This window comes from Sulfurivirga caldicuralii (genome assembly GCF_900141795.1).
GTDB classification, from domain to species: Bacteria; Pseudomonadota; Gammaproteobacteria; order Thiomicrospirales; family Thiomicrospiraceae; genus Sulfurivirga; species Sulfurivirga caldicuralii.
In genome coordinates, this window is the sequence record NZ_FSRE01000002.1 from 422,668 (window position 1) to 445,039 (window position 22,372).

General features: G+C 59.5%; 27 protein-coding genes. 13 read left to right on the plus strand and 14 right to left on the minus strand.

Features of this window, described 5'->3' with window-relative positions:
• Positions 1–95: 95 nt before the first annotated feature.
• From dksA to BUQ81_RS05255, 5 genes are read left to right on the plus strand one after another with little or no spacing between them, the layout of a single operon-like run.
• Positions 96–536, plus strand: coding sequence for an RNA polymerase-binding protein DksA (gene dksA, locus BUQ81_RS05235; protein WP_074201321.1), 441 nt, complete (start codon positions 96–98; stop codon positions 534–536).
• Positions 514–1,434: a tRNA glutamyl-Q(34) synthetase GluQRS gene (gene gluQRS, locus BUQ81_RS05240; protein ID WP_074201322.1), complete on the plus strand. Its 921-nt coding sequence runs from the start codon at positions 514–516 to the stop codon at positions 1,432–1,434. Before dksA ends, gluQRS begins: the two co-directional genes overlap by 23 nt.
• Positions 1,415–3,004 carry a bifunctional aminoglycoside phosphotransferase/ATP-binding protein gene (locus tag BUQ81_RS05245; protein WP_074201323.1) on the plus strand — a complete coding sequence of 530 codons (1,590 nt, stop codon included), beginning with the start codon at positions 1,415–1,417 and terminating at the stop codon, positions 3,002–3,004. Before gluQRS ends, BUQ81_RS05245 begins: the two co-directional genes overlap by 20 nt.
• A complete protein-coding gene (locus tag BUQ81_RS05250) occupies positions 3,001–3,564 on the plus strand; it encodes a hypothetical protein (protein WP_074201324.1) in 564 nt (187 codons plus the stop codon). Before BUQ81_RS05245 ends, BUQ81_RS05250 begins: the two co-directional genes overlap by 4 nt.
• Positions 3,561–3,785 (plus strand): hypothetical protein, encoded by a 225-nt coding sequence (locus tag BUQ81_RS05255; RefSeq protein WP_143598462.1) that lies wholly within the window; start codon positions 3,561–3,563, stop codon positions 3,783–3,785. The genes BUQ81_RS05250 and BUQ81_RS05255 overlap by 4 nt, the downstream gene beginning before the upstream one ends.
• Here BUQ81_RS05255 and BUQ81_RS05260 read toward each other — a convergent pair whose 3' ends face one another.
• Positions 3,786–4,376 carry a YqiA/YcfP family alpha/beta fold hydrolase gene (locus tag BUQ81_RS05260; RefSeq protein ID WP_074201326.1) on the minus strand — a complete coding sequence of 197 codons (591 nt, stop codon included), beginning with the start codon at positions 4,374–4,376 and terminating at the stop codon, positions 3,786–3,788.
• Between the two features lie 36 nt (positions 4,377–4,412).
• Here BUQ81_RS05260 and BUQ81_RS05265 point away from each other — a divergent pair, with 36 nt between their 5' ends.
• Complete coding sequence (locus BUQ81_RS05265; RefSeq protein ID WP_074201327.1) at positions 4,413–6,176, plus strand: single-stranded-DNA-specific exonuclease RecJ; 1,764 nt, start codon at positions 4,413–4,415, stop codon at positions 6,174–6,176.
• Positions 6,177–6,185: 9 nt separating this feature from the next.
• Here the strand turns inward: BUQ81_RS05265 and rluB are convergent, their stop codons facing one another.
• The 6 genes from rluB to BUQ81_RS05295 are packed head-to-tail and all read right to left on the minus strand — an operon-like array spanning position 6,186 to position 10,421.
• Positions 6,186–7,013 carry a 23S rRNA pseudouridine(2605) synthase RluB gene (gene rluB / locus BUQ81_RS05270; protein ID WP_074201328.1) on the minus strand — a complete coding sequence of 276 codons (828 nt, stop codon included), beginning with the start codon at positions 7,011–7,013 and terminating at the stop codon, positions 6,186–6,188.
• A complete protein-coding gene (gene scpB / locus BUQ81_RS05275) occupies positions 6,997–7,551 on the minus strand; it encodes an SMC-Scp complex subunit ScpB (RefSeq protein ID WP_074201329.1) in 555 nt (184 codons plus the stop codon). The genes rluB and scpB overlap by 17 nt, the downstream gene beginning before the upstream one ends.
• A complete protein-coding gene (locus BUQ81_RS05280) occupies positions 7,548–8,324 on the minus strand; it encodes a segregation and condensation protein A (protein ID WP_074201330.1) in 777 nt (258 codons plus the stop codon). The genes scpB and BUQ81_RS05280 overlap by 4 nt, the downstream gene beginning before the upstream one ends.
• Entirely contained in the window at positions 8,325–8,981 is a 657-nt protein-coding gene (locus BUQ81_RS05285; protein WP_074201331.1) for a site-2 protease family protein, read from the minus strand.
• The gene (locus BUQ81_RS05290; RefSeq protein WP_074201332.1) at positions 8,978–9,592 is read right to left on the minus strand and encodes an L-threonylcarbamoyladenylate synthase; all 615 of its coding nucleotides are present in this window, start codon (positions 9,590–9,592) and stop codon (positions 8,978–8,980) included. The genes BUQ81_RS05285 and BUQ81_RS05290 overlap by 4 nt, the downstream gene beginning before the upstream one ends.
• The gene (locus BUQ81_RS05295; RefSeq protein WP_159432266.1) at positions 9,585–10,421 is read right to left on the minus strand and encodes a PHP domain-containing protein; all 837 of its coding nucleotides are present in this window, start codon (positions 10,419–10,421) and stop codon (positions 9,585–9,587) included. Before BUQ81_RS05295 ends, BUQ81_RS05290 begins: the two co-directional genes overlap by 8 nt.
• 37 nt (positions 10,422–10,458) lie before the next feature.
• Between BUQ81_RS05295 and BUQ81_RS05300 the strand changes: the two genes are divergently transcribed.
• From BUQ81_RS05300 to BUQ81_RS05320, 5 genes are read left to right on the plus strand one after another with little or no spacing between them, the layout of a single operon-like run.
• Positions 10,459–11,016, plus strand: coding sequence for a septation protein A (locus BUQ81_RS05300; RefSeq protein ID WP_074201334.1), 558 nt, complete (start codon positions 10,459–10,461; stop codon positions 11,014–11,016).
• The gene (locus tag BUQ81_RS05305) at positions 11,016–11,318 is read left to right on the plus strand and encodes a YciI family protein (RefSeq protein ID WP_074201335.1); all 303 of its coding nucleotides are present in this window, start codon (positions 11,016–11,018) and stop codon (positions 11,316–11,318) included. Before BUQ81_RS05300 ends, BUQ81_RS05305 begins: the two co-directional genes overlap by 1 nt.
• Entirely contained in the window at positions 11,315–11,776 is a 462-nt protein-coding gene (locus tag BUQ81_RS05310; protein ID WP_074201336.1) for a LexA family protein, read from the plus strand. The genes BUQ81_RS05305 and BUQ81_RS05310 overlap by 4 nt, the downstream gene beginning before the upstream one ends.
• Positions 11,773–12,264 carry an asparaginase domain-containing protein gene (locus BUQ81_RS05315; RefSeq protein WP_074201337.1) on the plus strand — a complete coding sequence of 164 codons (492 nt, stop codon included), beginning with the start codon at positions 11,773–11,775 and terminating at the stop codon, positions 12,262–12,264. The genes BUQ81_RS05310 and BUQ81_RS05315 overlap by 4 nt, the downstream gene beginning before the upstream one ends.
• Complete coding sequence (locus BUQ81_RS05320) at positions 12,261–12,722, plus strand: YaiI/YqxD family protein (protein WP_074201338.1); 462 nt, start codon at positions 12,261–12,263, stop codon at positions 12,720–12,722. The genes BUQ81_RS05315 and BUQ81_RS05320 overlap by 4 nt, the downstream gene beginning before the upstream one ends.
• Positions 12,723–12,774: 52 nt before the next feature.
• Here the strand turns inward: BUQ81_RS05320 and BUQ81_RS05325 are convergent, their stop codons facing one another.
• From BUQ81_RS05325 to rimP, 7 genes are all read right to left on the minus strand, one after another.
• Positions 12,775–13,266 carry a Crp/Fnr family transcriptional regulator gene (locus tag BUQ81_RS05325; protein ID WP_200770552.1) on the minus strand — a complete coding sequence of 164 codons (492 nt, stop codon included), beginning with the start codon at positions 13,264–13,266 and terminating at the stop codon, positions 12,775–12,777.
• Positions 13,263–14,021 (minus strand): methyltransferase domain-containing protein, encoded by a 759-nt coding sequence (locus BUQ81_RS05330; RefSeq protein WP_074201339.1) that lies wholly within the window; start codon positions 14,019–14,021, stop codon positions 13,263–13,265. Before BUQ81_RS05330 ends, BUQ81_RS05325 begins: the two co-directional genes overlap by 4 nt.
• Positions 14,022–14,072: 51 nt before the next feature.
• The gene (gene truB / locus BUQ81_RS05335) at positions 14,073–14,975 is read right to left on the minus strand and encodes a tRNA pseudouridine(55) synthase TruB (protein WP_074201340.1); all 903 of its coding nucleotides are present in this window, start codon (positions 14,973–14,975) and stop codon (positions 14,073–14,075) included.
• Between the two features lie 90 nt (positions 14,976–15,065).
• Positions 15,066–15,428: a 30S ribosome-binding factor RbfA gene (gene rbfA, locus BUQ81_RS05340; protein ID WP_074201341.1), complete on the minus strand. Its 363-nt coding sequence runs from the start codon at positions 15,426–15,428 to the stop codon at positions 15,066–15,068.
• On the minus strand, positions 15,428–17,974 hold the full coding sequence (gene infB, locus BUQ81_RS05345; protein ID WP_074201342.1) for a translation initiation factor IF-2: 2,547 nt from the start codon (positions 17,972–17,974) through the stop codon (positions 15,428–15,430). Before infB ends, rbfA begins: the two co-directional genes overlap by 1 nt.
• Positions 17,975–17,992: 18 nt before the next feature.
• Complete coding sequence (gene nusA / locus BUQ81_RS05350) at positions 17,993–19,486, minus strand: transcription termination factor NusA (RefSeq protein ID WP_074201343.1); 1,494 nt, start codon at positions 19,484–19,486, stop codon at positions 17,993–17,995.
• Positions 19,487–19,498: 12 nt separating this feature from the next.
• On the minus strand, positions 19,499–19,954 hold the full coding sequence (rimP, locus tag BUQ81_RS05355; protein ID WP_074201344.1) for a ribosome maturation factor RimP: 456 nt from the start codon (positions 19,952–19,954) through the stop codon (positions 19,499–19,501).
• 332 nt (positions 19,955–20,286) lie between these two features.
• Between rimP and BUQ81_RS05360 the strand changes: the two genes are divergently transcribed.
• Positions 20,287–20,559, plus strand: coding sequence for a DUF4212 domain-containing protein (locus BUQ81_RS05360; RefSeq protein ID WP_074201345.1), 273 nt, complete (start codon positions 20,287–20,289; stop codon positions 20,557–20,559).
• 12 nt (positions 20,560–20,571) lie between these two features.
• The gene (locus BUQ81_RS05365; RefSeq protein WP_074201346.1) at positions 20,572–22,356 is read left to right on the plus strand and encodes a sodium:solute symporter family protein; all 1,785 of its coding nucleotides are present in this window, start codon (positions 20,572–20,574) and stop codon (positions 22,354–22,356) included.
• The last annotated feature ends 16 nt before the right edge of the window (positions 22,357–22,372 follow it).

Below are 22,372 nucleotides of genomic sequence, written 5' to 3' on the forward strand. Positions count from 1 at the left end.
CCCTCGTAAATGTCCATCACTTACCCTGCTTGCGCAAGCAGGATTAAATTGGTATAAAGCACCATTGCGCTGGATCATAATCAGAGGACACAAACATGCCAGGATTTGAAGACAAGGACTTTCAGTTCATCGAAGACTATCCCAAATATGTGCCGGAACCGGGCGAAGAGTACATGAGCCCGCGCATGCTGGAGCACTTCCGCAACAAGCTGCTGGCATGGAAGGAGCAGATTCTGCGCGAGGCGGAAGAAACGGTCGAGCACCTGAAATCCGACAGCGAAGCGCCCGCCGATCCGAATGACCGCGCCACGCTGGAAGAAGAGTTCGCCATCGAACTGCGCACCCGCGACCGCGAACGCAAGCTGCTGGCCAAGATCGAAGCCAGCCTGAAGGATATCGAAAACGGCGAATACGGCTACTGCAAGATGACCGGAGAAGAAATCGGCCTTGAGCGTCTGGAAGCCCGCCCCACCGCCACCATGACCGTGGAAGCCAAGCGCAAGCAGGAAATGCGTGAAAAGCAAGGCATCGCCTGATACCTCTTTTTATCGGGGGCGCTTTGCCCCCTCTCCTAACGGGCCGCTGCATTTCGGCTCACTTATCGCCGCCACCGCCTCCTTTCTCGACGCCCTTGTACACAATGGCGAATGGTGGCTGCGCATCGATGACATCGACCCCCCCCGTGTCGTCCCCGGCGCCACCGACAGCATTCTTGACACGCTGGGAACCTATGGCTTTGCCTGGGAAGGCGTAGTGTATCAATCGCAACGCCATGATCTGTATGCTGCCCACTTCGACGCCCTGCAGCGATCGGGATACATCTACCCCTGCACCTGCAGCCGCAAGATGGTGTTTGCCCGTCATCCACGTGGACTCTATAGCGGTCACTGCCGCCTGAATCCTCCGCAGGCCTTTGACAAGCCCCCTGCCTGGCGCCTGCAGGGTGTGCGGGAACAGGACGCCTTCGATGATCTGATTCAAGGTCATCAGACCTGTGATTGCCCCGGCGAAGTCGGCGAGTTTGTGATCAAACGCGCCGATGGCATCTGGGGCTACCATTTCGTCTGCGCGGTGGACGAAGCTGACATGGGCATCACTCACGTCATCCGCGGCGCCGATCTGCTGCGCAGCAGTTTTGCGCAGCGGCAGGTTCTGTTTGCGCTCGAGCGACCCTCTCCACACTATGGCCACCATCCCGTAATTACGACACCCGAAGGGATCAAGTTTTCCAAGCGGGCGCGCAGCCGCGCACTGCCATTAAAGGCGCCCTCACCCGTTTTAGCCTGCGTCTTCAGGCATTTGGGATTGGATGTTCCCAAAGAACTTGAAAATGAAACCGTCTCCACACTTTGGGAATGGGGCAAAGCCCACTATAATCGCCAGCTGATTCCTCAACAGCAGGCCATACCCGCCCATGACTGCGCACCTCGATGAGTTTTTCAATCGACCGGAGCACTTCGACCACCCCATCGAACAGCCGGTGCGCAAGATCGAAACGCATATCTCCAGCGTCTATCTGACCGGCAAATACGCCTACAAGGTAAAAAAAGCGGTCAATTTTGGTTTCCTCGACTTCTCTACCCTGGAACAGCGCTGCTTTTTTTGCAATGAGGAGCTGCGCCTCAACCGCCGCTTCGCCCCTGAACTGTATCTGGACACGGTTCTTCTGACCGATCAGGGTGTCATCAGTCTCGCCAGTGCGGAGACACTGCCCCTCTTTTCCGGCACCGGACAGTATGCCTGGCAGGAGTGTGCCGTGCGCATGCGGCAGTTTGATCCGGAACAGGTCTTGAGCCGGCTGAGTGCGCGCGGCGCGCTGCCGAACGAACTGCTGTTGAAGCTGGCCGACAAGCTGGGCGCGTTTCACCTTGAGGCTGAAAATGTGGCAGAGGATGCGCCCTGGGGACAGCCGGACAACGTGATTGAACCCATGACGGACAACTTTCCCACACTCTATGGCCAGCTGCCAAAGCAGCGCGAACGCCTGCAGAGGCTGGAAAACTGGACCTGGACACAGCGCGACCGGCTGGCCGATCTGCTGCAATGGCGGCGGAATCACGGGGATATTCGCGCCTGTCATGGCGACCTGCATCTGGATAACATCACCTTGATCGACGGCGAACCGGTGCCCTTTGACGGCATCGAGTTCAATGACCAGTTTCGCTGGATCGACCCCATCAGCGACATGAGCTTTCTGCTGATGGATCTGGATGCACGCGATCTGCGGCCACAGGCCAACCGAATCCTCAACCGCTGGCTGCAGGTCACAGGCGACTACGCAGGTGTCCCGCTATTGAACTTTTACAAGACCTACCGGGCACTGGTTCGCGCCAAGATTGGCGGCCTGCGTGCCCTGCAACTGAATGATGAGGCGGCTGAACAGCAGTGGGCGCGTGTGCTCGACTACATTGCACTGGCAGAGCACTATGCCTATGTCAGGGCACATCCTGCCGTCATCATCATGCAAGGTATCTCCGGCAGTGGCAAAAGTACGCTGGCGCATCAGTTGGCACAGGGGCTGGATGCGGTGGTGATCAGCTCCGATGTGGAACGCAAGCGCCTTGCCGGTATGGCCCTGACCGAGCGACCACAGAATGAAACCGCACAGCAGCGCCTTTACAGTGCAGAGATGAGTCGGCGCACCTACGCCCAGCTGCTGAAGCAGGCACGGCACGTGCTCGAAGCCGGACGTCCGGTCATTCTGGATGCCACCTACCTGCGCAAAAGTCACCGCGCACCGGCACTGGCACTGGCTGGCGAATACAACTGCCCCGCGCTGGTGCTCAGCATCGAGGTGGGCACAGACACCTGTGCGCAGCGCATTCGCCAACGCATGCGTGCAGACAATGACCCCTCCGATGCCTCTGAAACCGTCATGCATCATCAGGCCGAAGCGCTGGAGCGCCCCACGGACGACGAACCCCACCTCATCCTCGACGGCAGTGCGCCCCTGCCGCTGCAAACCATCAAGGAACGCCTCGGCCTGCCGATACAGTCGGCATGAACCGACTGATTTCCTTATTGCTTCTGCTCATACTGGCAGCCCCCACTGCAGCGGCCGTCAAACCGTCTGAAGTCACCTTCATGGGGCTTGAGCTGGCCAAGACGGACCTCAACCAGATCCGCAAGCACCTGTGGCGCAATGGCGGCTTTATGCAGGCGCCCACCACCGTCAGACAGATCAATGTGGATATCTTTTATCCCTGGTCACGCATGCGCGACAGCTACCTGCTGGAATTCCATTACGACCCCAACGGCAAGTTTCAGTGGCTCAAGCGCGTGTACCGATTCAGTCCCCACAAGCAGGTGCTCACCCACAACAGCATGGATCCCATCACCACCAAAGAAGTGGCGCTGACACTGGAGGAACAGCTGGGCCCGCCCAACCGTACCATCTACCGGCAGTGGGGCGGCATGCCCGGTTATTACGCCTATGAATGGAAGGACGACATCATGACCATCCGCGTGGACCGGGTCGATGGTGATCCTACCCAACCGGTATTTGTGCTCTATCGACTCAATCAGTTCAATTACCAATACGCCGAAAAAGGTCAGCAGCCATGAATATCCCGACAACTGACATGCTACACACGGCCATGAACGGGCTCAATCGCCAGTTTGCTTCGCTGAACGAAGATGCGCTACGCATGACGCCCAACAATCCAGAGGGTTTTGAAAAGCCGCTAGTGGACCTTAATCAGCACACCATTGCGGCCCAGGTCCAGTTGAAGGCCGTGAAGTCGTGGAACGAAAATATCGGACGACTGCTGGATATCCTCGCCTGATCAAATGCCAAACTGACAGCGCATAAAGGCATCCAACTGGGGCAAGACTGGCGTCAGCGGCCAGCAGGCATGTCCGCCTTGCGGCTGAAAAACCACCTCGGCGATGCTATCGTACCGCTCCAGCGCACATCGCGGCAGCACCGTGGTGTCATCCGCACAGACGATCAGCTGCGACGGTGAAACCGGTTCAGTGTGCAATGGGGCCAACTGCGCCAGCCAAGTTTCGTCCACAACCACTTTCTCTCCCGTGTAAGGATTGACGTGCGTGCCGGTCAGGGAGGACGGCACACAGGCCATGTCCAGCGCAGGGTTGATCATCACCAGCGGCCATCCATGCCGGGCGGCCAGATACTGGCCATAAAATCCCCCCAGTGATGAACCGACAATCACACCCTTTTGCGCCCCGGCAGCTGAGATTTCCTTTTCCAGCGCCTCGATGCTGGCCGATGGAGATGTTTGCGGGTAGGTGGGCGTGCAAGGTTCAAAACGATCGCCGAAATGGCGTCTGAGCGCCTGTCCCTTCAGGGTACTGCCACTACTCATGAAACCATGCACATACACCAGCAACGGCCGCGCCTGCGTGTTAGCCATACGTCATCACTCTGCTTTGCTTACAATACGCACCCCATGATGCCACAACCCGAAATCTGTCACCGCCCCATTGATCCAGATCTGCTGGATGCGCTTCTTCGCCGCGGTCTGACCCCGCTTCAGGCACGTATTGCCGCCGCACGCCTTACTGCCGAGGATCCGTTCGATGCCATTCTGCAGCCACGCCTGCGCGCACTGCAGCCGCTGGAGCACCTGCACGGGTCCGATACCGCTGCCCGCCTGCTGGCAGACGCGCTGGAACGGGGAGAACGCATTGCCCTGGCGAGCGACTATGATGCGGACGGTGTCACCTCCGCCTGGGTGGTGCAGACCGCGATGCAGAGACACTTTGGTGTTATCCCCGCACAGCTGAAGATTTTTCTCAATGCGCGTGCCCATGGTTATGGGCTTAACGATACATTGGTGGATCAGATTCTTGCCGAACATGGACGTACCCCCTTTGGCGTGGTGATGACCGCCGATCAGGGCAGCAGCGATGAAGCGCGCATTCGTCGCTTGCGAGATGCCGGCATTACCGTCATCGTCACAGACCACCATCAGCTGCCGGAAGCCGGCGTACCGGCTTCAGCCCACTGCGTGGTGAACCCTCAACAGGAAGCGTGCCGCTACGACACCACCGTGGCCGGCTGCACCGTGGCCTTTCTGGTGATGAACCAGTTACGCCGTGAACTGATTGCACGGGGGCATCTGCCGGAAGATGCGCCTTCCCTCAAGGACCTTCTCGGCCCTGTGGCGCTGGGCACCATCGCCGATTCCGTCAGCCTCAAAAGTCCCAACAACCGTGCCATCGTGCAGGCCGGCCTGCAACAGATCAACACCCCCGGCAACCCGGTATGGGATGCCGTGCGCCAGTTCACGCGCACCCGCTCCTGGATGGATGCGGAGTTCCTTGCCTTTGAAGTGGCCACCCGCATCAATGCAGCCAGCCGCATCAACGATGTCGAGCTGGCCCTGGCGTTTTTATCCGCCACCACCCCGGAAGAGGCGCTTGCGGCCTTCAAAAGGCTGGATGAAGACAATCGCAACCGCAAGGCGGCTCAGCAGTCCCTACTGGAGCAAGGCAAGATTCAGGCCCAGGCACAGGCTGAAGCCGGCAAATACAGCCTCACGCTTTGTCTGCAGGGGCAACCGGGCATGCAGGGCATTGTCGCCCAGCGCATGGGCGAAGCCTGGGGGCGACCCACCGTTGCCTTCACCGATCTGGAAGATGGCACCCTTGCTGGCAGTGGTCGTACCATCGTGGAGACGCTGGACCTGAAGGAACTGTTTGAAAGCATGGCGCTGCAGGCACCTGATCTATTCATCTCGCAGGGCGGGCACGCCGGTGCGGCTGGCTGCATGATTCACAAGAACAAGCTGGACACCTTTGCCGAATTGCTGGAGGAGAGGGTGCGCGAAGCGCTGAATCACCAGGCGCCCACCCTGCGTCTATGGAGCGACGGCAGTCTGGCCGAACACGGCCTGTATCCGGGCGTATTGCGGGAAATCAACGTGCTCGCACCCTATGGTCAGGGCTGGCCTGCACCCCTGTTCGACGATGTGTTTGAAGTGGTCAACGCCCGTACCGTGGGCGCAGACAAGACCCACATCAGTGCACAGGTACGTAGCAGCGACGGTCGAGTTCATAATGCCATCTGGTTCAATGGTCAGCCGCACGGCGGTGAAACGTGCCACCTGTGCCCCGGCATGAAAATTCATGCCGTCTATCGCCCCACGCTTAGCTCTTTCGCCGGCCGGCAGCAGTTTCAACTGCGCATCCAGCACGGACGTACCCTTTAAGCCCTCTATTCAGCGGCGCTTGCGCGCCGATGGCTTTTTCACCCTGTCCGCCTTGGTCGGGCGCAAATCGGGTCGCGGCTCCTCCGGCAAGCCAACACTGCGCAGCAGCTGATTGACCTGACGCCAGCTCAGCGGCTGAGTCTTGCCACGACGCAGATTGCGTGGCAGCGTAAACTCACCGTAGCGGGTGCGAATCAGCCGGTTTACCGTCAGGCCAACTGCTTCAAACAGGCGCCGCACTTCCCGGTTGCGGCCCTCTTTCAGACTGACCTTGTACCAGTGGTTGCGCCCTTCGCTCTCCCCTGGCATGGGCGTTATGCGATCGAAACGGGCCGGCCCATCCTCCAGCGCGACCCCTTCACGCAGCTGTTTCAGCTGCTCGGGCGTCAGTTCCCCGAAAACCCGCACAGCGTATTCCCGAACCACTTCATAGCGCGGATGCATGAGCCGATTGGCCAGTTCACCATTATTGGTGACCAGCAGCAAGCCGCTGGTATTTACATCGAGACGCCCCACGTTGATCCAGCGCCCCTGATGCAATGGGGGCAGCTGTTCAAAAATGGTTGCACGCCCCTTGTCATCCTTACGCGAACACACCACCCCCTCGGGCTTGTGATAAAGCAGCACTTGGGTCGGCGCCTGTTCCATGCGACTCGCCTTGACAGGGCGCCCATCCACTTCGATGCGGTCCTGCGGCGTGGCACGATCTCCCAGGCTCACGACGCGCCCATTGACCTTGACGTGCCCGGCTTCGATCAACCGTTCCGCCTCGCGTCGGGATGCAATGCCGGCCTGTGCCAACAATTTCTGAATGCGTTCCTTAGGGGGTGTCGTCATGTTTCAATTCCAATATCGCCTGTTGCAAATAGTCATCGATCGTCGCCTGCAGCTGCCTGCGGTCATGTAGTCCCAGATCCTCCAGCAGCTGCGGCGTAGTCACCCACAGGGCAGGCTTGCCGGGCACATCCTTGTGGCCATGCGTGCGGATCCAGCCATAGGCCTGCAGCGCCTGCATCACCTGGGATGAAACGGAGACGCCGCGGATCTGTTCAATCTCCGCCCGCGTCACCGGCTGACGATGTGCGATGATCGCCAGAATTTCCAGCTGGGCACGGCTCAGTTTGAGTTGTTTCCCGTCCTGATACAGTCGGTGCACCCACGGCGTGTGCGCCCCATCCACCTGAATCCGCCACCCCTCGCGCACATTGACCAGCTCCATGCCCAGCGGCTGCAGGTGTTGTGGCAGCAGCGAAAGCATCTCGTTTACCGCGTCTTCGCTCAAGTCTGCCGCTTCGCGAAGCTGCTGCAGGCTCAACGGCTGCTCGGCCGCAAACAGCAATGCCGACACGATGGATAACGGACTGGACTCGCTCATGCGACACGCTCCAGCTGAATCTCTGCAAAAGGCGCCGACTGATACAGTCGCAGTACCCCCTGTCGCAGCATCTCCAGCAATGCCATGAAAGTGACCAGCACGCCGACGCGTCCTTCTTCCGGCACCAGAATGCGTTGCAACGGTAGCGGCTCGTGCAGGGGCAGGGTCTGCAACAACATGTCGAGCTTGTCTTGCAGCGCCAGCGGCTCCTGCACCACTTCGTGGTGTTTCTGCCACTGCTGCCGTTGCGCAATCTCCCCCAGCGCCTGCAAAAGGGCCTGCATCTCCAGCGACGGTCGGGGCGCCTCGTCCAGCTCGAAAGCCACCTGCACCGGCCAGACATCCCGTCCCGCGCGCTGCAGACTGTCGAGCCACTGCGCCGCCTGCCGATAGCCTTCATACTCCAGCAGGCGCGCCATCAATGCTTCGCGAGGGTCCTCTTCGTCCTCGCTGGTCAACTCGCCCAGATCCGGCTTTGGCAACAGCATGCGCGACTTGATCTCCGCCAGCCAGGCGGCCATGAACAGATACTCCGCCGCCAGCTCGATATCCAGCTGCTGCATCAGCGAAATATAGTGCTCATATTGACGCGCCACTTCGGCGATGGGGATATCAAGGATATCGAACTTGTGGCGTCGAATCAGCCACAGGAGCAGATCCAGCGGCCCTTCGAATTCGGAAAGCATGACGCGCAACGCATGCGGCGGGATATAAAGATCCTCCGGCAACGTTTCAAGCGTTTCCTCACCGATCCGCGCCAGCATCGTCGTCATTCAGGCCACTCCGATAATGCTCTGCACCACCGACTTCAGCGCCACATAGATGGGCATGAGAATGGGGTTGAGCAGACCAGTAAAAATCAGCGCCAGCAGAATGAAAAAACCATAGGGCTCAAGGCGATAGTAGCTATTACGAAGGTTACCTGGCAGGAAGGCTGCCACGATGCGCGATCCGTCCAGCGGCGGAATGGGGATCAGATTCAGTGCCGCAAGAATCAGGTTGATCTGCACCCCGGCAAGACCCGAATACATGAGAAACTTGCCGATATCCGGCATATCCACCTGCAGGCGCACGCCCCAGACCATGAGTAAGCCCCAGCCGATGGCCATGAGCATATTGGCCATGGGGCCGGCGATGGCCACTTTGGCCATGTCCTTGTAGGGATCCTTGAAATAGCGGAGGTCTACCGGTACGGGACGTGCCCAGCCGAAGATGAATCCGCCCAGCACCAGCAGCACCAGTGGCACCACCACGGTACCAATGGGATCGATGTGCACCAGCGGATTCAGGGTCAGTCGCCCCTGTGCCTTCGCGGTGGGATCACCCAGCTTGTAGGCGACCCAGCCATGGGCCACTTCGTGCAGGATAATGGCCAGCAGGATGGGCAGTGTCCAGATGGCGATCTTCTGCGCGATGGTCAGTTCGTTCATGCCGCCGGCTCTCCCTGTCCCTGACGCACGACGACCGGTTCCTCATTGGTCAGGTCGATCACGGTGGTGGGTTCATGCCCGCTGTAGCCGCCATCAACGATCAGGTCGAGACCATGGCCCAGTTCCTCATCGATGGACCATGCGTCCGTCATGGGCAGGTCTTCGCCAGGCAGAATCAGGCTTACGCTCATCAGCGGCTCGGGCAGCTTTTCCAGCAGCGCCTGCACGATATGGTTGGGCGAGACACGCAGACCGATGGTCTTGCGCTTCGGGTTCTGCAGCCGACGGGGCACCTCCTTGGTGGCGGGCAGAATAAAGGTAAACGGGCCCGGCACATGGGTTTTCAGATAACGAAACGCGCTGTTGTCCACGATAGCGTATTCGGCCAGATTTTTCAGGTCCCGGCACATGAGGGTGAAATCGTGATCCTCCGGCAGGCGGCGCAGCTGGCGAATGCGCTCCGCACCCTGCTTGTTGTCCAGCAGGCAGCCCAGCGCATAGCCGGACTCCGTGGGATAGGCGATCACGCCGCGGCCGTTGAGTACGTCCACCACCTGATTGATGAGGCGGTCCTGTGGATTTTCGGGATGAATGGATACGATCTTAGCCATGATCTTTGAAATAGGGTCTCAATTGGGATGCGCTCATTATAGGCGTGAGCTCGGGTGGCAGGGCGGCCAGTCGCCCCAGCGAACGCCAGCGCCATGCTAGATGGTGAAAGTCCGAGCCCTGGGAGGCATACAGCCCGTACTGGCGTGCCCGCTCTGCGGCGGACTGCAGCGCCTTGTCCACCTGCGCACGGGTGGAAACCTCAATGCCTTCACCGCCGGCAGCCATGAAGTCTTCGATCAGGGCGCGCATCTTCGCATGACTCAATGTATAGACGCCGGGATGGGCCAGCACGGCAATGCCGCCTGCGGCGGTGATGGCCGCAACGCCGTCTTCAAGCGCCGGCCACTCGGCACGCACCCAGCCCTTCTTGCCCTGCTTGAGATAGTAATCGAACGCCTTCTGATGATCCTTGACCCAGCCCGCCGCCACCATGGCCATGGCCAGATGGCTACGGCCGATGCTGTGGGTTTCGATACTGCGCCAGTCCAGGGTGAGACCGATCTTCTGCAGGCGGTCGCAAATGGCCTCCGCCCGCGCCTGCCGTGCCGCCTGCACCTGCTTGATAAAAGCCTGCAGTGCCGGTGCGGCCGGATCAATGCCTAGGCCTACAACATGAATGGTGCGTCCTGCCCAGCTGACGGACAGTTCAATGCCTGGAATGAGGGTGATACCCGCCGACTTGGCGGCCTGGCGCGCTGCTTCGATACCAGCGCAGGTATCGTGATCGGTCAGCGCCAGATGAGTTACCCCTTGGTTGTGCGCATGCCACACCAGTTCATCGGGCGCCAGTCCCCCGTCGGATGCGGTGGAGTGACTGTGCAGGTCCACACTATAATGCGTGGATTCCTGTAATAGCGAGTCTGTCATGAAATTTCTGTTCGACCTCTTTCCGGTCATTCTATTCTTTATCGCCTACAAGCTCTACGATATCTACACCGCCACCGCCGTGGCCATTGCCGCTACTATGGTGCAGGTGTTCTACAGCTATGTGAAACACCGCCGCGTGGAGAAAATGCACCTGATTACTGCCGCACTGATTCTGGTGCTGGGCGGCATGACACTGGCCTTTCACGACGAAACCTTCATCAAGTGGAAGCCGACGCTGGTGAACTGGGGCTTTGCGCTCGTGTTCTGGGGCAGCCATTACATCGGCGACAAGCCGATTATCCGCCGCATGCTGGGCGAGGCGCTTACGCTGCCCGAGCATGTGTGGACGCGCCTGAGCATGCTCTGGATCACCTTCTTCTTCTTTGCCGGCTTTGCCAATCTGTTCGTGGCCTATACCTTTGATACCGATACCTGGGTCAACTTCAAGTTGTTCGGCCTGTTGGGGTTGACGATGATATTCATTCTGCTGCAGGGTCTCTATCTGGCAAAATACATGGAAGAGAAGGACAGTACCGATAACAGGGAGAACAGTTGATGCTCTACATGATCTGTGCCGAAGACGTCCCAAACTCACTGCCGTTGCGCCGCAGTGTGCGCGAGCAGCATCTGGCGCGACTGGTCGCCCTGCAGAACGAAGGCCGTCTGCTTCTGGCCGGCCCCTTTCCGGCGGTGGATGGCGAAGACCCGGGCGAAGCCGGCTTTACCGGCAGCCTGATCGTGGCAGAATTTGCAGATCTTGAAGAAGCGCAGCGCTGGGCCAATGCCGACCCCTACGTGGAAGCCGGCGTGTATGCCAATGTGACCGTCAAGCCCTTCAAGAAGGTGTTCCCCAAATGAGTAATGTGCATATTCTCCTGCCCCGTCGGGCGCAAAAGTCCCAGTCTGACTGGGGAGATGCCTTTGAAGCACTGGATGAGCCCATGGTGGCCGTTCCCGTGCTGGGCTGGACCTCTGCGGGCGAACCCATCCAGATGGAGCTGGACTACGATACGGTACAGGTGCCGGCATCGCTGGTGAAAAAGGAGACGTTTGCCCTGCGAGTCAAGGGCGACTCCATGATCGAGGAAGGCATTCGGGACGGCGACCTGGTCGTGATCGAGCGCTCTTCCAGTGCGGCCACCGGCGAGTCGGTCATCGTGCGCATCAACAACGAAACCGTCACCATGAAGAAGCTCTATATCGAAAAGGGCGGCGTGCGTCTGCAGCCCGCCAATCCCACCATGGAACCCATCTTCCTCAAGAACGAGGATGTGGAAATCCTCGGCATCGTGCGCGCCATTGTACGCCAGCCATGATCGGCCTGATCATCACCGGCGGCACCCTCGACAAGGATTACGACGCTGTTTCCGGCGAGCTGGTCTTCCCGGGCACCTGCGTGCCCGACATGCTGCAGCAGGGTCGCGTCAGCCACCCCGTGCAACTCCAGGTTATTCTTCAGAAGGATTCGCTCGAACTCACCGATATGGATCGTCAGCGCATTGCAGATGCCTGCGCCAAGCATCCCGCCCGGCAGCTGGTCATCACCCACGGAACCGACACCATGGTAGAAACGGCGCGCGTGCTGGCGCAGGATGTGCGCCTGCACGACAAGACCCTCGTCCTCACCGGCGCCATGCGCCCTTTCCGTCTCGGAAAGAGCGACGCCCTCTTCAATCTCGGTGCCGCCCTGATGGCTGTCCAGCTGGCAACACCGGGCGTATGGATCAGCATGCAGGGTGAGCTGTTCCCCTGGCACGGCGTGCGCAAGGATCGCACCGCCGGGCGCTTCGTGGCAGCCTCATGAGCGGGCGGATCTGGGTGGATGCCGACGCCTGCCCGGTGCCGGTGCGCGAGATGATTCTGCGTGCCTGCCAGCGCACGCAGTGCCCAGTCACTTTCGTTGCCAACCATCCCCTGCCCCTGCCGCAACGCAGCTGGGTGTCCTTTCAGCAGGTGCCCGCCGGCTTCGATGTGGCCGATGGCGTCATCGCGCACCAGGTCAGCACGAATGATCTGGTGGTCACGCAGGATATTCCCCTGGCAGCCATCGTGGTGGAGAAAGGGGCGCTGTCTGTCAGCCCGCGGGGCGAGCGCTACGACGCCCAGAGTGTGCGCCAGCGCCTCTCCATGCGCAATTTCATGGAAGAACTGAGAAACAGCGGCGTGCAGACTGGCGGCAAGGCCACTTTCAGCGAGCGGGATCGACGCCAGTTCGCCCAGGTGCTGGACAGCTGGCTGCAGCGCCGCAACAGTGCACACTAGAAAGGCCGCAAAGCGCGGCCTTCCTTTTTAAACAGGGTTGATACGGTGTCGCTTAACGCTTGCCAGTGCCCATCAGATAGTGCTCCATGGCGGAAATGTCCTGACTCATGGTGCGCACTAGATGATCGAGACTCACGATAGCGTTTTCCAGAATGTTTACCGCAATATAGGGCTCTTCCACCTTGAGGCGGTCGTACATGGGGCGGGTCAGCTCCAGCAGAATGACTTCGCGGCTGTCGGCCTGCATGCGCAGATTGCGCGGCTTGCGGTCAAAAAAGGACATTTCACCAATCAGCGTGCCTTCCGGCTGGGTGCCGACTTCCACCACTTCGTGACCATTCTTGCTGTAGAAACCCACCTTGCCCTCGTAAACGTAATAGAGCGCTTCGCCCACTTCGCCCATGTCGGAAATGATGTCGCCCTGCTTGTAGTGGCGCTCATGCAGGTAATTGCTCAGTCGCTTGACCTCGTCCCGGGTCAGGGATTCACAGATCTTGTACTGCTGGAAAAAGTCGTAAAGCTGTTCCGGGGTGATTTCTTTCATGGTTTCCTCCCAATGTAGAGCGACATGGGCCGCCCGTCTGACGATTGAATTATTTTAGCAGTGATTGGCGTCAGTGCGGCAAATCCGCGCTGCAACTGCTCGGGCGTGGCCTTGTGAGCTGCAGCGGCCGGCTTACTGGCATCCGGATGAAAGCAGAGTACAAATACGTGGCCGCCCGATGCAAGACGCGACGCCATGGTTTCGAACAGCTCGGGCAGGTGCATGCGCACCATCAGAACCAAATCAAACGGGTCCGTGGGCATACAGTCAGGCTGACGCAGATTGCACGCCCTGAAATCCACCACTACGCCTTCATGCCGGGCCAGCGCCTCGGCCCGTGCCAGGGCCCGCGCTTCGCGATCAATGGCCGTGACCGACCAACCCTGCATGGCCAGCCAGACCGCATCCCGTCCGCCGCCGCACCCCAGATCGAGTGCCCGTCCCACGGGCAAGGTTCCCTCTTCCAGCCACTGCTGCAACGCCGGAGTGGGTTGCCACAGGCGTGCCGAGTCAGAACCCATTTCCACCGGGCCCGTCCATGCTGACCAGTCGTGCAGCTGTACCGCATAACCCTTGGCCCGAAGCCAGTCCACCGCATCGGAGGGCGGCTCCATCAGGTGGAGCGTACCAACATGCGGCGCCGGCAACGCATTCTGCAACAGCCGCAGTGCCGGCCAGGAAAAATGGGCGCTGCCCGGCACATGCCCAGCCGCAAAAGCGGCCTCGGACCGAAAATCGAGCCAGCAAGGCTTCATGGGGAAAGGGCCTGGCCCGTCAGATACCGGCCTGCCATGGCGGAACGCCCCTCAACCCGCCGATGGAGAAGGCAGGTTGAAAATACGCTGCGGCCACAGCTGTCCGTCACGCTGAACGCCGATGCCCAGCAGACGACCTTCCCCGTCATACACCCGCCAACGTTCCACTGTCTGGCTGGAGGCCGCCACTGGATTGCCATGCTGAAAACGCTCAGCCTGCTCGGGACTGAGCAACCTTTCAGGCAGATGGCTCAGCAGGCGATCCACCGGCAGCAGCGCCGTTTCGGGAAAGGCTTCGATAACCTCCAGCGGCAGCGCCATGTCCACCTTGAAACCACCGGTTTCCGTGCGTCGCAGCTGAGTGAGATGGCCTACCGTGCCCAGCTGCACCGCCAGATCCTCGCCGAGCGTGCGAATGTAGGTACCCTTGCCCACCGTGGCCCGGAAACGAATGTGGGCGTCGTCGAAATCCAGCAGTTCGAAACGGTGCACCTGCACCCGCCGCGGCGCCACCTCGACAGCCTCGCCCTTGCGGGCATAGTGATACAGCGGCTTGCCGTCCTTTTTCAGCGCTGAATAGACAGGTGGAATCTGCTCGATCTCGCCGGTAAGGCTGTACATGGCCGCCACAATGCCATCCCGCGTCAGCAGGGGCAGTGGCGCCGTTTCGATCACCTCACCCTCGCAGTCCGCCGTGTCCGTGCGTGCCCCCAGCTTGAGAGTCGCCTCATAGGTCTTGTCCGCATCCAGCAAAAAGGCACTCGCCTTGGTGGCCTCGCCAAGACACACGGGCAGCAAGCCGGTCGCAAACGGATCAAGCGTGCCGGTATGCCCGGCCTTCTGTGCGTCGTAGATGCGCTTGATCCGCTGCACCACAGCATTGGATGTCATGCCTGCAGGCTTGTCCACCAGCACGACGCCGGAAATCGGCTTGCCACGTCGTTTTTTAGCCATAACGCTGCTCATACCCCATACAAAAACGCCCTGGAATCCAGGGCGAAAAAATTCATTTCAAAAAAGTCGGGGACCCCCCTTTCGGGGCGCCTACCGCTTGTGCAGTGCCTTGGCAATAAGCGCTTCGATCTCGCTGGCCTTTTCCGGTACTTCATCGTAATAGAAGCGCAGCTCCGGCGTGATGCGCAGGAGCAGCTGCTTGCCGAGGCTGCTGCGCAGAAAGCCCCTCGCCTTCTCAAATCCGGCCAGAGCGTCCTGCACCTGCGGGTCGTCCCGGTTGGCGCCGAGCACGTCGAAATAGACCTTGCAAATGCTCAGGTCCTTGGAGACCTTGCATTCGGTGATGGTCACGCCCTGCAGGCGCGGATCCTTGACCTCGCGCTGCAGCAGGGTGGCGAGAATGCGCTGAATCTCGCTTTCGACGCGGTCGGTGCGGCTGTAGTCCCGTTCCATCAGTCAAGCGTCCGTTTGGTTTCCACACGCTCGAACACCTCGATCTGGTCTCCAACGCGCACATCGTTGTAGTCCTTCACGCCGATACCGCACTCCATGCCCTGGCGCACTTCCTGCACGTCTTCCTTGAAGCGGCGCAGGGATTCCAGTTCGCCCGTGTAGATGACGGTGTTGTCGCGCAGCACGCGGATCGGGTTGTTGCGCTTGACCACGCCCTCGGTGACCATGCAGCCCGCTACCGCGCCAAACTTGGGCGAGCGGAACACGTCGCGCACTTCGGCGACACCGATGATCTCTTCCTTGAACTCCGGTGCCATCTTGCCTTCGATGGCGCGCTTGATGGTGTCCACGGCATCGTAGATGACCGAGAAGTAGTGCACGTCCACGCCTTCCTGCTCGATCAGCTTGCGGGCGGTGGCATCGGCACGCACGTTAAAGCCGATGATGATGGCGTGGGTGGCCATGGCCAGGTTGACGTCGGTTTCGGTAATGGCACCCACTCCGGCGGAAACCACATTGACCTTTACCTCGTCGGTGGAGAGCTTGGTCAGCGACTCGCGCAGCGCTTCCAGCGAGCCCTGCACGTCTGCCTTGATAATGACATTGACCTCTTCCAGCTCGGCTTCACCCATGCGGTTGAACATGGCTTCCAGCTTGGTCTTCTGCTGGCGCTTGAGCTGCTCCTGACGAATGCGCTCCTTGCGCTGCTCGGCCACTTCCTTGGCCTTGCGTTCGTTGGGCACCACCAGCATCTCGTCACCGGCTGCCGGCACGCCAGACAGGCCGATCACCTCTACCGGCGTGGACGGTGTGGCTTCCTTCACCTGCTTGCCCAGGTCGTTGATCATGCTGCGCACACGCCCGTATTCGGTGCCCGCCAGCATCATGTCCCCCTTGTGCAGGGTACCGGCCTGCACCAGCACGGTCGCCACCGGACCACGTCCCTTATCGAGACGGGACTCCAGAATGACCCCTTTCGCAGGCCCCTTGTAAGGCGCCTTGAGCTCGAGAATTTCGGAGACCAGCAGGATGGTTTCCAGCAGCTCGTCCACGCCCTGGCCCGTCTTGGCCGAAACCTTGACGAAAGGTACGTCACCACCCCATTCTTCCGGCACCACTTCGTGCTGCACCAGCTCCTGCATGACGCGGTCAGGATTGGCGGTTTCCTTGTCGATCTTATTAATGGCCACGATCATGGCCACGCCCGCCGACTTGGCGTGCTGGATGGCCTCAATGGTCTGCGGCATGACGCCATCGTCCGCCGCCACCACGATAATGGCCACATCTGTTGCCTTCGCGCCGCGGGCACGCATGGCGGTAAAGGCCTCGTGCCCCGGGGTATCAATGAAGGTGATCCTGCCGGAGGGCAGCTCCACGCTATAGGCACCGATGTGCTGGGTAATGCCGCCCGCCTCTTTCGCGGTAACGCGGGAGTTGCGGATGTAGTCCAGCAGCGAGGTCTTGCCATGATCCACGTGGCCCATGATGGTGACCACCGGTGGGCGCGGACGCACATCACTGTACTGGCCTTCCACTTGCTCGATCACCTTCTCTTCCAGCTCGGTTTCACTCACGGTGACCGGCTTGTGACCGAACTCTTCCACCACCAGCACGGCGGTTTCCTGATCGATGGACTGGTTGATGGTGGCCATTTCGCCCATCATCATCAATTTCTTGATCACCTCGGTGGCCTTGACCGCCATGCGGTCGGCCAGCTCCGCTACGGTGATGGTTTCCGGAATGCGCACTTCGCGCACCACCGGTCCTGCGGGTTTCTTGAAGCCGTGCCTGTTGTTGATCTTGATTTCCTTCTTCGGTTCGAACGGTTTGGGCTTGTCCTTCTTCAGCAGCGGATTGACCACCTTGGCAGTGGTATCGTCTTCCTCCACGGCATCATCCAGCAGCCCCTTTTTCTTCTTGCCCGGCTTTTTCTTCGCCGGTTTGGGCTTTTCTTTCAGCTTCTTGAGCTGTTCCAGCTTTTCCAGCGCCTTGGCGTCGGCTTCTAGCTCTTTCTTGATCGCCTTTTCGTCCGCTTCAGCCTTGGTTTTGGGTTTAGGCTCTGCCTTGGGCTTGGGTGCCGTCTCGGTGGCCTTGGCCGCCTTGGCCTGCTCCTCGGCGATGCGCTTGGCCTCTTCCGCCTTGCGCTTCGCTTCCAGTTCCGCTTCACGCTGCTTGCGGGCTTCTTCCTCGGCCTTGCGCTTGGCTTCCTCTTCCGCCTTGCGCTTCGCCTCTTCTTCGGCACGCTGTTCTTCAATGACACTGCGCTTTACATAGGTACGCTTCTTGCGCACCTCAATGCTGACCTTGCGCTTGCCGTCCACATTGAGCGTTTTCACCTGTTTGCGGCGCAGGGTCACCTTTTCGGGCGCTTCGGCGTCCTGACCGTGTTTGCTCTTCAGATGCGACAGCAGCTGCTGCTTTTCTTCATCGGTCAGCGGATCGGTCGGCTGCTTGCCCTTGATGCCCGCCTCTTCCAGCTGGCTAATCAGTTTTTCAACAGAAAGGTCCAGTAGCTGTGCAAATTTGTCAATCGTTGTTCCTGCCATGCGGCACCTCCTTTCTGTTTACTCGAACCACGGTGCGCGGGCTTTCATGATCAGCTCGGCAGCGGTTTCCTCGTCGATACCGGCAATATCCATCAGCTCATCGGTGCTGAGTTCGGCCAGATCTTCCTGCGTGACCACGCCGGCTGCAGCCAGCTTGTTGGCCAGCTCCTCTGTCATGCCTTCAAGGTTCAACAGGTCCTCGGCCGGCTTGGCGGTTTCGATCTTTTCTTCTTCGGCAATCGCCTTGGTCAGCAGCGCATCCTTGGCGCGCTGCTTGAGCTCGCTGACCAGCTCTTCATCAAAGCCGTCGATCTCCAGCATTTCAATAGCGGGGACGTACGCTACTTCTTCCAGCGTAGTGAAGCCTTCTTCGGCCAGTACACGCGCCAGATCGTCGTCGATGCCGAGACTCTCCTTGAACATCTCGATGATCTTCTGCGCTTCGGAGGCGTGCTTGGCCTCCATTTCGGAAGCGCTCATGACGTTGAGCTCCCAGCCGGTCAGCTGAGAGGCCAGGCGCACGTTCTGGCCGTTCTTACCAATGGCCAGCGACAGTTGCTCGTCCTCGACCGCCAGATCCATTTCGTGCTTGTCTTCGTCCACGGTAATGGCAACGATCTCAGCCGGTGCCATGGCGTTGATGACGTACTGGGCATCATTTTCATCCCACTTGATAATGTCGATGCGCTCGCCATTGAGCTCGTTACTCACCGCATTGACGCGGCCACCACGCATGCCGATACAGGCACCGACGGGGTCCAGACGCGGGTCATTGGAGCGCACCGCCACCTTGGCGCGGGATCCCGGATCGCGTGCCGCGCCCATGATGTCGATCAGGCCTTCGTTGATCTCCGGCACTTCGATCTTGAACAGCTCGATCAAAAATTCGTTGCAGGTGCGCGAACAGACCAGCAGCGGCCCGCGGGGGCGGTATTCCACTTCCTTCAGATAGGCGCGGGCGCGCTCGCCCAGGCGGAAATGCTCGCGGGGAATAACGTCTGACCGGGGTATCACCGCCTCCACATTATCGCCCAGGTCGAGAATGATATCGCCACGGTCCACCCGCTTAACCTGGCCGGACACCAGTTCACCGACACGGTCCCTGTAGTCTTCCACAATTTTCTTGCGCTCAGCTTCGCGCACCTTCTGGATGATGACCTGTTTGGCCGTCTGTGCACCGATGCGGCCGAAGTCCACCGACTCAATCGGTTCCTCGATGATATCGCCCACCTGCGCGTGCGGATCACGCTTCTGCGCTTCGCTCAGACGCATGTACCAGCCTTCGTTCTCTTCGATTTCGGCGTCGTCGTCCACCACTTCCCACACGCGGAAGGTTTCATAATCGCCGGTTTCACGGTCGATCTTCACGCGGGCATTGATCTCGTCGTGATGCTTCTTGCGCGTCGCGGTTGCCAGCGCCGTTTCGATGGCGTCGAAAATAACCTCTTCATCCACGCCCTTCTCGTTGGACATGATTTCGACGATCTGCAAAATTTCCTTGTTCTTGCTCATGGTGGGTCCTCGTTAAAACTTGGGAACGACGTTGGCCTTGTCGATGTTGTCGTAATCAATTTCGTAGGTTTCGCCATCCACTTCCATGGCGATGCCGTCTTCATTCACATCCGTGATCGGCCCCTTGAACTTGCGGCGGCCCATCACCGGGTCGTGGGTGCGTACCGCAACGGTTTCGTCGCGAAAGCGCTCGAACTGCTCGCGATTGAATAGCGGACGGTCCAGCCCTGGCGATGAAATCTCCAGGTTGTAGGCATTGGCAATGGGGTCTTCCACATCGAGAATGCCGCTGACTTCGTAGCTGACATCCGCGCAGTCGTCCACGGTGACACCGCCCGGCTTGTCGATATAAATGCGCAGGGTGGCGCGCCCTCCGACGGGGACATACTCGCACCCCCAGAATTCCATGCCCATCTCTTCAATGGTCGGGCGCACCAGTTGTTCAATCCTGTCTTCAATGCGACTCATGCGTGTTTCTTTTTCTCCATTAACAAAAAACCCCGACACGGCGGGGTTTTCACCACCCTGCCCGGTCAGACGACCAAACAGGGCGTGTGCACTGCACGCGCACACCAATTTCAATACAGGCAAATTATAGGGTCAAAGCACGCGAAGTCAAGGCATTCAACAGCTTAACTTTCTTTCGCATTTTGCTGAAATAAGCAAATATTACAGGGCATAAAGAGGGCTTATCCAAGCAGACCTCATTAAGTGGTAGCATGCGCACAATTCGGGCTGCAGCAAGCCTGGAGACTGCTGTTGATCATCCCAACAAAAAAGCAATAAAAAAAGGAGGTCACATGACCGAAGAAACCAATACCCCTACACGCAATGACGGGCACTGGCGCGATACCCTGCGTTTGCTGGTGACCTGTCTGGCCATCTGGTTTACGGTGTCCTACCTGTTCGGCATCATCCTGGTGGATGTGCTGAACCAGGTTCGCATCGGCGGCTATCCTCTGGGCTTCTGGTTTGCCCAGCAGGGATCCATCTATGTGTTCATCTTCCTCGTGTTCTGCTATGCATCACGCATGAACAAGATTGACCGTCACCATGACGTCCACGAACAATAAGGAGCCGAATACATGGATCTGCAAACCCTAACGTATCTTGTCGTCGGCGCCACCTTTGCGCTGTACATCGGCATTGCCATCTGGGCCCGCGCCCAGTCCACCGGTGATTTCTATGTGGCGGGCGGGAACGTGCACCCCATTGCCAACGGCATGGCGACCGCCGCCGACTGGATGTCTGCCGCCTCCTTCATCTCCATGGCGGGTCTGATCGCCTTCAACGGCTATGGCGCATCCGTGTTCCTGATGGGCTGGACCGGCGGCTACGTGCTGCTGGCGATGCTGCTGGCACCGTACCTGCGCAAGTTCGGCAAGTACACTGTGCCCGAGTTCATCGGTGAGCGCTACTACTCCGATACCGCGCGCATCATTGCGGTCATCTGTCTGATTCTTGCCTCCGTAACCTACGTTATCGGGCAGATGAAAGGAATCGGTGTGGCCTTCTCGCGCTTCCTGGAGACCGATTATGATACCGGCCTGTATGTGGGCATGGCGATCGTGTTCTTCTATGCGGTACTGGGGGGCATGAAGGGAATCACCTACACACAGATTGCGCAGTATGTGATTCTCATCTTCGCCTATACCGTGCCTGCAGTCTTCATCTCCCTGCACCTGACCGGCAACCCGCTGCCGCAGCTGGGCCTGGGGGACCGCCTGCTGAGCGACGGCACCTATGTGCTGGACAAGCTGGATCAGCTGCTGACCGATCTGGGCTTTGCCCAGTACACCACCCAGCGCATGGGCAATGATCTCAACATGTTCTTCTACACCCTGACGCTGATGATCGGTACCGCCGGTCTGCCACACGTGATCATGCGCTTCTTTACCGTGCCGACGGTAAAGGATGCCCGTATCTCTGCCGGCTGGGCACTGGTCTTTATTGCTGCGCTCTACACTGTTGCACCAGCTGTTGGCGGCATGGCCCGTCTGAACCTGACCAACACCGTCCAGGTGGGTCCGGTGGGCGACCCCAGCGGCAACCTCAACTACAGCGAACGTCCCGAGTGGTTCAAGAAGTGGGAAACCACCGGCCTGCTGAAATTTGAGGACAAGAACGGTGACGGCCGCATTCAGTACTACAACGACAAGAACCCGGAGTTCGCCAAGAAGGCCGAACAGTGGGGCTGGAAGGGCTCAGAGCTGAAGGTTGACCGCGACATCATGGTACTGGCCAACCCGGAAATTGCTGGCCTGCCCAACTGGGTGATCGCGCTGGTGGTGGCCGGTGGTCTGGCCGCGGCGCTCTCCACCGCAGCCGGGCTGTTGCTGGCAATCGCTTCAGCCGTCTCCCACGACCTGCTCAAGGGCATTTTCTTCAAGGACATGTCCGAACGGGCTGAACTGCGCGCCTCGCGTATCGCCATGTCACTGGCCGTACTGGGGGCAGGCTATCTTGGCCTGAATCCACCTGACTTTGCCGCCGGCACCGTGGCGATCGCCTTCGGTCTTGCCGCGGCCTCGCTCTTCCCGGCGCTGATCATGGGTGTGTTCTTCAAGCACATTAACCGTGAAGGCGCCATGTGGGGCATGATCGCCGGCATGACCGTGACGCTGCTGTATGTATTCCAGCACAAGGGCATCATGTTCATTCCAGGCACATCCTTCCTGGGTGACATGTCGCCTAACTGGTTCTTCGGCATCTCGCCCAACGCCTTCGGCGCCGTGGGTGCGATCGTGAACTTTGTCGTGGCCTTCCTGGTGACCAAGTACACCTCGCCGACACCGGTTCACATTCAGGACCTGGTGGATGACATTCGCATCCCCAAAGGCTCCAGCAGTGTGGTAAAAGGCGCACACTGAGCCTGAACACCTGGTA

Excerpts from the sequence above, each read along its gene's own strand:
- dksA (WP_074201321.1), top strand. The coding sequence starts at position 96 with ATGCCAGGATTTGAAGACAAGGACTTTCAGTTCATCGAAGACTATCCC.
- BUQ81_RS05245 (WP_074201323.1), top strand. The coding sequence starts at position 1,415 with ATGACTGCGCACCTCGATGAGTTTTTCAATCGACCGGAGCACTTCGAC.
- BUQ81_RS05250 (WP_074201324.1), top strand. The coding sequence starts at position 3,001 with ATGAACCGACTGATTTCCTTATTGCTTCTGCTCATACTGGCAGCCCCC.
- BUQ81_RS05255 (WP_143598462.1), top strand. The coding sequence starts at position 3,561 with ATGAATATCCCGACAACTGACATGCTACACACGGCCATGAACGGGCTC.
- BUQ81_RS05260 (WP_074201326.1), bottom strand. The coding sequence starts at position 4,376 with ATGGCTAACACGCAGGCGCGGCCGTTGCTGGTGTATGTGCATGGTTTC.
- BUQ81_RS05265 (WP_074201327.1), top strand. The coding sequence starts at position 4,413 with ATGATGCCACAACCCGAAATCTGTCACCGCCCCATTGATCCAGATCTG.
- rluB (WP_074201328.1), bottom strand. The coding sequence starts at position 7,013 with ATGACGACACCCCCTAAGGAACGCATTCAGAAATTGTTGGCACAGGCC.
- scpB (WP_074201329.1), bottom strand. The coding sequence starts at position 7,551 with ATGAGCGAGTCCAGTCCGTTATCCATCGTGTCGGCATTGCTGTTTGCG.
- BUQ81_RS05280 (WP_074201330.1), bottom strand. The coding sequence starts at position 8,324 with ATGACGACGATGCTGGCGCGGATCGGTGAGGAAACGCTTGAAACGTTG.
- BUQ81_RS05285 (WP_074201331.1), bottom strand. The coding sequence starts at position 8,981 with ATGAACGAACTGACCATCGCGCAGAAGATCGCCATCTGGACACTGCCC.
- BUQ81_RS05290 (WP_074201332.1), bottom strand. The coding sequence starts at position 9,592 with ATGGCTAAGATCGTATCCATTCATCCCGAAAATCCACAGGACCGCCTC.
- BUQ81_RS05300 (WP_074201334.1), top strand. The coding sequence starts at position 10,459 with ATGAAATTTCTGTTCGACCTCTTTCCGGTCATTCTATTCTTTATCGCC.
- BUQ81_RS05305 (WP_074201335.1), top strand. The coding sequence starts at position 11,016 with ATGCTCTACATGATCTGTGCCGAAGACGTCCCAAACTCACTGCCGTTG.
- BUQ81_RS05310 (WP_074201336.1), top strand. The coding sequence starts at position 11,315 with ATGAGTAATGTGCATATTCTCCTGCCCCGTCGGGCGCAAAAGTCCCAG.
- BUQ81_RS05315 (WP_074201337.1), top strand. The coding sequence starts at position 11,773 with ATGATCGGCCTGATCATCACCGGCGGCACCCTCGACAAGGATTACGAC.
- BUQ81_RS05320 (WP_074201338.1), top strand. The coding sequence starts at position 12,261 with ATGAGCGGGCGGATCTGGGTGGATGCCGACGCCTGCCCGGTGCCGGTG.
- BUQ81_RS05325 (WP_200770552.1), bottom strand. The coding sequence starts at position 13,266 with ATGAAAGAAATCACCCCGGAACAGCTTTACGACTTTTTCCAGCAGTAC.
- BUQ81_RS05330 (WP_074201339.1), bottom strand. The coding sequence starts at position 14,021 with ATGAAGCCTTGCTGGCTCGATTTTCGGTCCGAGGCCGCTTTTGCGGCT.
- truB (WP_074201340.1), bottom strand. The coding sequence starts at position 14,975 with ATGGCTAAAAAACGACGTGGCAAGCCGATTTCCGGCGTCGTGCTGGTG.
- rbfA (WP_074201341.1), bottom strand. The coding sequence starts at position 15,428 with ATGGAACGGGACTACAGCCGCACCGACCGCGTCGAAAGCGAGATTCAG.
- infB (WP_074201342.1), bottom strand. The coding sequence starts at position 17,974 with ATGGCAGGAACAACGATTGACAAATTTGCACAGCTACTGGACCTTTCT.
- nusA (WP_074201343.1), bottom strand. The coding sequence starts at position 19,486 with ATGAGCAAGAACAAGGAAATTTTGCAGATCGTCGAAATCATGTCCAAC.
- rimP (WP_074201344.1), bottom strand. The coding sequence starts at position 19,954 with ATGAGTCGCATTGAAGACAGGATTGAACAACTGGTGCGCCCGACCATT.
- BUQ81_RS05360 (WP_074201345.1), top strand. The coding sequence starts at position 20,287 with ATGACCGAAGAAACCAATACCCCTACACGCAATGACGGGCACTGGCGC.
- BUQ81_RS05365 (WP_074201346.1), top strand. The coding sequence starts at position 20,572 with ATGGATCTGCAAACCCTAACGTATCTTGTCGTCGGCGCCACCTTTGCG.